This window comes from Bacillota bacterium, assembly GCA_040754675.1.
Classification (GTDB): Bacteria; Bacillota; Limnochordia; order Limnochordales; family Geochordaceae; genus Geochorda.
The window spans coordinates 1-3,421 of record JBFMCJ010000437.1 but is presented as its reverse complement, the minus strand read 5'-3'; the positions used below and the strand labels follow the sequence as shown (position 1 = coordinate 3,421).

Genomic DNA, 3,421 nt, shown 5'->3' with positions numbered 1-3,421 from the left:
CTTCCCCAGGGCGCCCTCGGGCAGGCGCACCTTGCCGTCGAGAACGTCGAGGTGGGCCTGGCGGTACTGTTCCGGCGTGCCGATGTCGGACCAGTATGAGTCCGTCACGTACCCGAAGACGGGTTCGCCGTCGCGCAGAAGTTGCGGGAAGAGGTCCTTGCTGAAGTCAAAGGGCCTGTCCCGGGGGATCCGGTCGAGCACGCACCCTTCCAGGACGTAGATACCTGTGTTGGCGTGGTCCGAGAAGACCTGGCCGCGCGCGGGCTTCTCCAAAAAGCGCGTCACGCGCCCGTCCTGGCCCGTGACGACGATGCCATACTCGGACGGGTCCGACACCGCCTTGAGCACCAGCGTGGCGGCCGAACCCCGCTCCCGATGGAAGCGCACCACCGGCTCCAGTTGGAGGTCGGTCAGGGCGTCGCCGCTGATCACCACCAGCGTGCCGTCCACGAAGGCGCGGGCCCGTGCCACGCTGCCTGCCGTGCCCACAGGTTCTTCCTCGACCAGGTGGCGGATGGAGAGGCCCCACGCCGCCCCGTCCCCGAAAAAGTCAATGACCTGGTCGGGCATGGGGTGCAGCGTCGTCAGCGCCTCCCGCACGCCCGCCCGTGCCAGAAGGAGCACGATGTGGGCCACGATGGGCCACTCGAGGATGGGAACCATCGGCTTGGGCCGGTCGCAGGTGAGCGGGCGGAGGCGGCTCCCCTGGCCCCCCGCCATGATGACGGCCTTCACGGTCTGCACGCGACGCCCTCCGCAGGCCTAGCAGAAAGTGGTAGGCAAACGCCGCTTCAAAAAGCCGGCCGCCCTGCCCGTTCGGGCAGAGCGGCTCGCTTCTGCGGCCGGTGATTAGTCTTTCGAGGCGGAGTGGGGGACATGCGCCGGGACGGCCGCCCGGCGGCGGTATCTCTCAGGTTCTTGCGGGCATCGCCTCCTGCGGCACCTTCGCCCAGTCGGCCAGGAACCGCTCGATGCCCCGATCCGTGAGCGGGTGCTGCACCAGCGCCTTGAGCACCGCGAACGGCACCGTGGCGATGTGCGCGCCGGCCTTCGCGGCCTCCAGGACGTGCAACGGGTGCCGGATACTGGCGGCGATCACCTGGGTTTCGATGCCGTGGACCTCGAAGATCTCCACCGTCTCCCGCACCACGCCCAGGCCCGTGTGGCCGATGTCGTCGAGTCGCCCCACGAACGGGCTCACGTAGCTGGCCCCCGCCCGGGCAGCCAGGAGCGCCTGCATCGGCGAGAAGACCAGGGTGACGTTGGTGCGGATTCCCTCGCGGGAAACCCGGCTGACCGCCTTCAAGCCCTCGACGGTGATGGGGATCTTCACGACGATGTTGGGCGCGACGCGGGATAGCTCCCGTGCCTCCCGTACCATCCCCTCGGCGTCCAGGCTCACGGCCTCGGCGCTGACCGGCCCCTTGACGATCTCGCAGATCTCCTCCAGCACTTGGGCGAACGGCCGGCCTTCCTTTGCCACCAGGCTGGGGTTGGTGGTGACCCCGGCCAGGATGCCCCAGCTTGCCGCTTCCCGGATCTCGCTCACGCTGGCCGTGTCCAGGTAAAACTGCACGCCCATCACCCTTCCCCAACGCCGATCCGAGCCGACGGATCCACCCCGAGCTCCAGCGGCGACGGGCCGCTCTCGAGGAGGCGGAAATGCCCCGCCGCCGCGATCATGGCGCCGTTGTCCGTACAGAGCGCCGGGGGTGGCAGCACCGCCTGCAGGCCCCGCTCCCCGGCAGCCCGCTCAACCGCCCGGCGCAGGCCTTGATTGGCCGCGACGCCACCCGTGACGGCCACCGCCCGGGCTCCCGTCAGTTCGGCGGCCTTGATCAGCTTTTCGACCAGCACCTCCACGATCGCCTGCTGCACCGACGCGGCCGCATCCTCCACCGGAAGCCCCGCGTCCACGGCCGGCAGCAGGTGCTGGACGGCGGCGGTCTTCAGGCCGCTGAAGCTGAACTCGAGGGTGTCGGCCCCCCGCATGGCCCGGGGCAGAGACACCGCGTCCGGGCGCCCCTTGTCGCTCAGCCGGTCGATGATCGGCCCGGCAGGGTATCCAAGTCCCAGCAGGCGCCCCACCTTGTCGAACGCCTCGCCCGCCGCGTCGTCCCGCGTGCCGCCCAGGTGGCGCAACCGTCCCGGGCGTTCGGCGAGCAGGAGCTCGGTGTGGCCGCCCGATGCGACAAGCACCACCACGGGCCCCCGCAGGTCCGGTTCCACGAGCCACGCCGACGCCGCGTGCCCCTCCAGGTGGTCGACCCCCACGAAGGGAACGTCCAGCGCCAGCGCGAGCGCCTTACCCGCCATGAACCCTACCAGCAGGCTCCCAACCAGCCCGGGGCCGTAGGTGGCGGCAACCCCCTCCAGGTCGTCGCGCCGGACGCGAGCCTGTTCCAGCGCCTGTTCGACGACAGGCAGGATGGCGACAAGGTGCTGGCGGGAGGCGATCTCGGGCACCACGCCGCCGAAGCGCCGGTGCAGGTCCACCTGGGATGCGACCGCGCTGGAGAGCACCTCCCGGCCGCCCCTCACCACGGCGGCGGCCGTGTCGTCGCAGCTCGTGTCGATGCCGAGAAGGAGCCCTCCCCGATACGGCTTCAATGGGGCGAACCGGCCTCCACTTCCAGGTCCCGCCACATGATGATGGCGTCCTCATTATTGTCGCGGTAGTAGCCCCTCCGAACGCCCACGCTCCTGAACCCCAGCGACTCGTAGAGCCTCTGGGCCCGGAGGTTGGACTTGCGGACCTCGAGCGTCAGCCGGCGGGCGCCGCGGCGCCTGGCCAGATCCGTGATCGCCTCCATGAGCCGGCGCCCCACCCCGCGGCTGCGGTAGTCGGGGTGCACGGCCACGTTGGTGATGTGCCCCTCGTCGGCCACGAGCCAGATCCCCACGTAGCCGACAGCTCGGCCGTCCATTCGCGCCACCAGGTAATGGGCGCGGTCGTTTTCCAGCAGTTCGGAGAGGAACGCGCCCTTGGACCAGGGGGTCGAGAAGGAGAGCCGCTCGATGATCATGATCTCGTTGAGGTCCCGGACCCGCATGGGATCCACGATGAGATCGAGGGGCTCCTGGGGCATCAGTTCTCCTGCTGCCATCGCCGTTCGGCCTCCGTCGCCTTCAGGTAGCGGGCGCCAAGCCGGACCGGGTCGTCGCGCCGCCCCTGCTCCAGATACCACCCGCCCAGGCGCCCCACGGCCACCGCCCGGGCCGACTGCTGCGACTCCGGCGCCCAACTGTACTCCGGCAGGGAGGCGGCGGCAAGGGTGCCGGCGTGCTGCCAGCAACCGTCCCCCACCGCCACCGCCCGGGTTAGCCCCGCCGCCCTCGCCCGCTCCGCGGCAATCCGGGCCAGTTCCTCGGCGGGAAGCGCCCGCCCCTCTGCCAGAACCCGCACCGGCGGATCCGCCCT

General features: G+C 70.6%; 5 protein-coding genes. All 5 read right to left on the bottom strand.

All coding sequences use genetic code 11. The features are described from left to right. On the bottom strand, positions 1 to 744 hold a 744-nt coding region (locus AB1609_18565), incomplete at its 3' end, for an NDP-sugar synthase (GenBank protein MEW6048450.1). Positions 745 to 910: 166 nt separating this feature from the next. Further along, on the bottom strand, positions 911 to 1,576 hold the full coding sequence (gene fsa, locus AB1609_18560; GenBank protein MEW6048449.1) for a fructose-6-phosphate aldolase: 666 nt from the start codon (positions 1,574 to 1,576) through the stop codon (positions 911 to 913). A gap of 5 nt (positions 1,577 to 1,581) precedes the next feature. Further along, positions 1,582 to 2,610: a tRNA (adenosine(37)-N6)-threonylcarbamoyltransferase complex transferase subunit TsaD gene (tsaD, locus tag AB1609_18555; GenBank protein ID MEW6048448.1), complete on the bottom strand. Its 1,029-nt coding sequence runs from the start codon at positions 2,608 to 2,610 to the stop codon at positions 1,582 to 1,584. After that, entirely contained in the window at positions 2,607 to 3,107 is a 501-nt protein-coding gene (gene rimI / locus AB1609_18550) for a ribosomal protein S18-alanine N-acetyltransferase (protein MEW6048447.1), read from the bottom strand. Before rimI ends, tsaD begins: the two co-directional genes overlap by 4 nt. Next, on the bottom strand, positions 3,089 to 3,421 hold a 333-nt coding region (locus AB1609_18545), incomplete at its 5' end, for a hypothetical protein (GenBank protein ID MEW6048446.1). The genes rimI and AB1609_18545, both read right to left, overlap by 19 nt.